We start from the raw sequence: 5,331 nt of genomic DNA on the forward strand, positions 1-5,331 counted from the left end.
CTACTTTAACGATAGCATCATAAATGATAGGGCTGTCTGTTACTACATAAACCTCATCAAATAATTTTGTCCTTAAAGCGGCCTCATTAGTTCTGACAATGACAGGTTTACCCGCTAAATCCTGCATCAATTTTCCTGGAAATCTGGTTGCGGCATAACGCGCAGGTATCATGGCAATTATTTTAGTCATTGATATAGTTTTTATTAATGTTTAATTCTTGGCCTTAGTTTTCGATAAATGGAAAAAATAAAAATTAGTATAATAATAACCAACACCATAGCAAGTATTGGAGCAAATATTGATGCGATTGAAACGACAATAGCGGTTCCGGATTCTAAGGCAGAAACCAATGGATTCGCCAAACCTCCTGTAGTTGTCGTAGAAACAACTCTTCCAGCTGCTGAAGCTCCTTTTATAGCCGTTGCAGTGCCTCCTCCGGCTATAATGGCAAGGGACCACGTAACAACCGGATCCAAATTTGCCACTGTCGAAACCATAACGGCTGTACCTGCAATTGCAGCAAGGGGAATAGCTAAGCTATCAAGTAAGTTATCCACCCAAGGAATAAAATAGGCCAATAATTCTATTATTGTAGCAACCCCAAGTACAATTAATGCTGCAAGACTACCAATCCATACCCACTGTTCGTTTAATTCCCAAACGCCGAAATAGGCTGCAAGACTAAGTGCAAACAAAGGCAAAAATACCCTAAACCCAACCGAAGCGGCCAGCCCGATTCCAAGAAATATACTAATAATTGTCTCAGATGTCATTATAAAAATCTGTTGTACTAATTTAAGTCATTCCTGATCAACAAAAAAATCGCTCTTGAACCCGATCAGGTACAATTTTTCCTTAGCTCTGGTTACCGCGGTATAGAGCCATCGCAAATATTCACGATCTATTCCATTCGGAAGATAAGGTTGCTCTACAAATACAGTATTCCATTGTCCCCCCTGCGATTTATGGCACGTAATGGCATATGAAAATTTCACCTGCAAGGCATTAAAGTATTTGTTATTCTTTACTCCCAGAAAACGTTTGTATTTGGACTTTTCATGAGCATAATCCTTTTGTACTTCCTGATATAACCTATTTCCTTCTTCATAAGACAATGAAGGTGTATCAGCTCTTATTGTATCTAATAATAAGACAGTCTCAAACGGTCTTTGGTTCGGATAATCTACCATTTTCACTTTTACCTCCGCAAATTTGAAACCATAGAGTTCCTTAATAGAAAAAATCTCCAGGATTTCAATAATATCACCATTTGCAATAAAACCGGCCTCTGAATTGGTCTTTAACCAAAAGTAATTGTTCTTGACAACCATCATATAATCGCCGGGAGCTAACTCATTTTCCAGGTATAATATCCTGTTTCTTATGTTTTCATTATACAAATTTGCTCTTTTATTTGAGCGAACAATTAGCACTGTCTCTTCCTTCCCATTTTCCCTGTATGAATTATCAATTGCTTCCTGAATGTCATTGCCATCAATTAGTCTTACAATATCTTTATAGGGGTTAACATCAAATCTAAATTCATCTAAGTAGCCAGATTGTAATTGCTCCCGCAAATTGGTGGCATTCAGTAATATCCCGGAGTCTTCTGCCTGTCTTACTACTTCATCTAACTCTAAGGTTGTAACTTCTTTATTATAATTATGAGCTAGTTTTTCGCTGTCCAAAGCAGGGCTGATTTGCAAATGAACCGGTGGCAACTGAGCAGTATCACCAATTAAAATCAATTTACAATTATGGCCGGAGTACACAAACATCAACAAGTCGTCTAAGAGTGAGCCATTTCCAAATAACTTGGAATCTGATGGTGCATCAGGGATCATAGAAGCTTCATCCACAATAAAAATTGTATCCCTATGCTTGTTTGGTGCAAGTATAAATTTTATGCCTCCCCCACTTTCTTTTTTCGGAAAGTAGATTTTCCGGTGAATTGTGAAGGCCTGACTTTTGGAATAATTACTCATCACTTTGGCCGCCCTTCCGGTGGGTGCCAGCAGAACTGCCTTCATAGTTGTCTTCCATAAATTAGAAACGATGTCCCCTACTATGGTTGTTTTACCAGTTCCGGCAAAACCTTTCAACAAATAGACTTCCTCTTTTTTTTCAGATAACACAAAATGTGCCAGCTGTTGTAAGGCCACTTCTTGTTTCGATGTGGGTGTATGAGGAAAGTTATCCTTAAGAAGTTTATAAAAAGAAGGCGCAGTAAGCAATTTCATAAGCCTTCAAATATAAAGAGGATTTTTGCGACAAAACCTTTTACGATTAAAAAAAAATTGTAGATTTGTGAATACCAGTTAAAGATAATTAATACCAGTTAAAAATGAAAACCATACTTCAGATAGTACTTTGGATAATTTGTGTAGGACTTGGATACCTAATCTATAGATCTGTAACAGGGCCTATTGAGTTTAAAAAGATAAAGGAAGAACGTTTTTCTAAAGTAATTTCCAATTTAAAGGACATCCGAGATTCTCAGGAAGCCTACAGGACAGTTAATGGAAAATTTGCCAACGACTTTAAAAGTCTTATAACTTTTGTGGATACCGGAAAATATACAATAACTCAGCAAAGAGACTCTTCATACATGGAGTTTGACAAGGTTTATGGAATTGATCTTTTAAGAGAAGTAACCATTATTGATACCCTGGGATTTGTTTCCGTAAAGGATTCCTTATTTAAAGGCGATGATCGCTATAAAAGCATGATGAATGTTCCTTACGCTCAAGGTGGAGAAACATTTGATATGAAAGCTGAAATTGTTGATAAGGGAGGCTACAAGGCTCCGGTTTTTGAAGCCAAAGTTAAAAAGGATATTATTTTATACGACCAACCTAAGGATCTTATGGCCAGGGAAAACGCTCAAATAAGTGTTGAAGAAGTAAACGGACCAGAAATTAGAGTAGGTTCGCTTACAGATGTAAGTACCAATGGTAACTGGCCCCCTATATATGACAAAAAAGGAGATCAATAACAATATTGAAAATTTTCATAAATTGTCCATTCAGGTTAGCTTGAATGGACTTTCTTTTTGTATCGTGGACACCATAGCTAACGCGATCAAACATTACAAGCGGCGTAACTTTGGTAAAGAGCTAAGCCCTTATGAGATGCAAAAGGAATTAAAACAGTTATTCAGAGAAATACAACTTGAAGATTATTCCTTTACAGAGGTCGTGGTTATTCATAGAAATAATCTCTTTAGCCTTGTTCCTAAACCATTATTTGATAAAGCAGAACTTGCCAACTATCTTAAGTTTAATGTCAAAATACTAGCGAATGATCTCGTTGAATATGATGAGATTGATAGTTACGATCTGGTAAATGTATATGTGCCTTTTGTAAATATCAACAATTACATTTATGATCTTTTTGGGGAATTTGAATTCATGCACCATGGGACAGTTATGGTGCAATCCTTATTAAATTCGCACAGCAATGGAAATGAGCCTATTTGTTATGTGCATGTTGCCGGTAAGCAGATGGATATTACAGTACTCACTCAAAAGCAATTATTATTCTTTAATAGTTTTCAATTTAGCACCAGAGAAGATTTTATTTATTACCTCCTTTTTACCTTAGAACAATTGAAACTGAATACAGAAACCATAAAACTAAGGCTTTTCGGTGCTGTCGATATGGGCGATGAGCTTTACAATATTGCCTATGAATATATACAGCATATTTCATTATTTATTCCACCCAGCGATATTTATTCAACTGAAGAGTTAGATAAGGAAGTAGTCGATTTTACAGTACTAAACGCACTTTAATGCGCATTATCTCCGGTTCACATAAAGGCCGCCGTATCATGGCCCCCAAGGGGCTACCTGTACGTCCCACTACGGACATGGCCAAAGAAGCTTTATTCAATATCTTAAATAACAACTATTATTTTGAGGATCTGGAAGTATTGGACTTATTTTCTGGTACGGGGAATATAAGTTTCGAATTTGCCTCCAGAGGCAGCAGGGAAATTGTGGCAGTTGATAAAGATTACAGATGTATTAAGTTTATCGCAAAAATGGCCCATGAACTTGACTTTAATATTTCTGCTATTAAAAGTGATGTTTTTAAGTTTATTGAAAAAGTAAAGCTGAATTTTGATATTATATTTGTTGATCCACCTTATAATTTTACCTTCGAAGATTGTTCCAGGATTGCTTCAATTGTTTTTGAAAGACAATTATTAAATAAAAATGGGATTTTAATAATAGAGCATTCCAAACACACCGATTTATCTGTTGTTGAAAATTTTAAATACATGAAGAAATACGGAGGGAGTATTTTTAGTTTTTTTGAATCAAATGAGACTATGGAATAAAAAAATCCCTCGCTCTTAAATCTAAAATAGACCTTATAGAACAAGGGAGTTTTTTTAAAAGCAGGTCATAAGCCGGATTCTGTAAGGCCTCAATGAGACCTTCCTTATCATTTATCTGGACTAAAGGTTACCCAAAAGTTCTAACCGCCTACCCTTCAGCTTGAACGTGCAGTCCTCAAACGCTGATTTACATGACGTTTCACCGCATAGAGTTTACCTGATTTCACTACAGCATTACCTGTACTTGCTTTCTGTTGCACTTGTCCTTCTCCCGCACATGGCGGAAGAGACGGGCGTTACCCGCTATGCTGCACTATGGTGTCCGGACTTTCCTCACCAACATAAATTGTTAGCGCGATAAGGCGACCTGTTTAATGCAAAGGTACGATATCCCATTTAGGCATAAAAAGAAATACGGCTCTATTCATACTTTGATTTGTCTTCATGCATGCTATTTCAAATCCCGACATGGAAATAATAATGAATATTTTGGCATTTACACCCTTGGGCAATAGTTCTGTTACAAAACAATTGTTGATAAAAATTGGGCATATATATCCAAATTAAACGCCAGAATTGACGGCTATTTCTATATTTGTATATAACAGAGTAGGCGTTTATATTTAGCCTACAAAACCTTATTTAATTGGAACCTTTTATTGTATCGGCGCGTAAGTACAGACCCAAAACCTTCAAGGATGTTGTGGGCCAGGAAGCCATAACAAATACTTTGCTGAATGCAATAGATAATAACCATCTGGCTCAAGCGCTTTTATTCTGTGGCCCCAGAGGCGTAGGAAAGACTACATGCGCACGGATTTTGGCCAAACAGATCAACCAGGACGGTACAGAAAAAGAAGATGAAGATTTTGCATTCAATATTTTTGAGCTGGATGCGGCATCCAATAATTCTGTTGATGATATCAGGAGCTTAATTGACCAGGTGCGAATACCACCTCAGGTTGGAAAATACAAAGTATATATC

7 protein-coding genes and 1 other RNA gene are annotated in these 5,331 nt (G+C 36.8%); 4 read left to right on the top strand and 4 right to left on the bottom strand.

The features are described 5' to 3' along the window. The 3 genes from WBM60_RS12945 to WBM60_RS12955 all read right to left on the bottom strand — a co-directional run. On the bottom strand, window positions 1–190 hold a 190-nt coding region (locus tag WBM60_RS12945; protein ID WP_424283170.1), incomplete at its 3' end, for a cytidylyltransferase domain-containing protein. Between the two features lie 14 nt (window positions 191–204). After that, the gene (locus WBM60_RS12950; RefSeq protein ID WP_424283171.1) at window positions 205–774 is read right to left on the bottom strand and encodes a DUF4126 domain-containing protein; all 570 of its coding nucleotides are present in this window, start codon (window positions 772–774) and stop codon (window positions 205–207) included. A gap of 27 nt (window positions 775–801) precedes the next feature. Next, on the bottom strand, window positions 802–2,241 hold the full coding sequence (locus tag WBM60_RS12955; RefSeq protein ID WP_424259040.1) for an ATP-dependent DNA helicase: 1,440 nt from the start codon (window positions 2,239–2,241) through the stop codon (window positions 802–804). Between the two features lie 104 nt (window positions 2,242–2,345). On the opposite strand from WBM60_RS12955, the gene WBM60_RS12960 reads away from it, so the two are divergent. From WBM60_RS12960 to rsmD, 3 genes are read left to right on the top strand one after another with little or no spacing between them, the layout of a single operon-like run. After that, entirely contained in the window at window positions 2,346–2,996 is a 651-nt protein-coding gene (locus WBM60_RS12960) for a hypothetical protein (RefSeq protein WP_424278569.1), read from the top strand. After that, a complete protein-coding gene (locus WBM60_RS12965; RefSeq protein WP_424259038.1) occupies window positions 2,974–3,795 on the top strand; it encodes a DUF3822 family protein in 822 nt (273 codons plus the stop codon). The genes WBM60_RS12960 and WBM60_RS12965 overlap by 23 nt, the downstream gene beginning before the upstream one ends. Further along, window positions 3,795–4,346 (top strand): 16S rRNA (guanine(966)-N(2))-methyltransferase RsmD, encoded by a 552-nt coding sequence (gene rsmD / locus WBM60_RS12970; protein WP_424283172.1) that lies wholly within the window; start codon window positions 3,795–3,797, stop codon window positions 4,344–4,346. Before WBM60_RS12965 ends, rsmD begins: the two co-directional genes overlap by 1 nt. Before the next feature lie 53 nt (window positions 4,347–4,399). On the opposite strand, the gene rnpB is transcribed toward rsmD, so the two are convergent. Further along, window positions 4,400–4,720: RNase P RNA component class A (gene rnpB / locus WBM60_RS12975), an RNA gene on the bottom strand. Between the two features lie 272 nt (window positions 4,721–4,992). Between rnpB and WBM60_RS12980 the strand changes: the two genes are divergently transcribed. Then, the coding region (locus WBM60_RS12980; protein ID WP_424283173.1) for an AAA family ATPase at window positions 4,993–5,331 on the top strand (339 nt) is incomplete at its 3' end.

It is taken from the genome of Eudoraea sp., from assembly GCF_049669105.1.
In the GTDB taxonomy this organism is placed as follows: Bacteria; Bacteroidota; Bacteroidia; order Flavobacteriales; family Flavobacteriaceae; genus Eudoraea.

Bases quoted from the DNA above. Each gene is read 5' to 3' on its own strand.
- WBM60_RS12950 (WP_424283171.1), bottom strand. From the start codon at position 774: ATGACATCTGAGACAATTATTAGTATATTTCTTGGAATCGGGCTGGCC.
- WBM60_RS12955 (WP_424259040.1), bottom strand. From the start codon at position 2,241: ATGAAATTGCTTACTGCGCCTTCTTTTTATAAACTTCTTAAGGATAAC.
- WBM60_RS12960 (WP_424278569.1), top strand. From the start codon at position 2,346: ATGAAAACCATACTTCAGATAGTACTTTGGATAATTTGTGTAGGACTT.
- WBM60_RS12965 (WP_424259038.1), top strand. From the start codon at position 2,974: ATGACAAAAAAGGAGATCAATAACAATATTGAAAATTTTCATAAATTG.
- rsmD (WP_424283172.1), top strand. From the start codon at position 3,795: ATGCGCATTATCTCCGGTTCACATAAAGGCCGCCGTATCATGGCCCCC.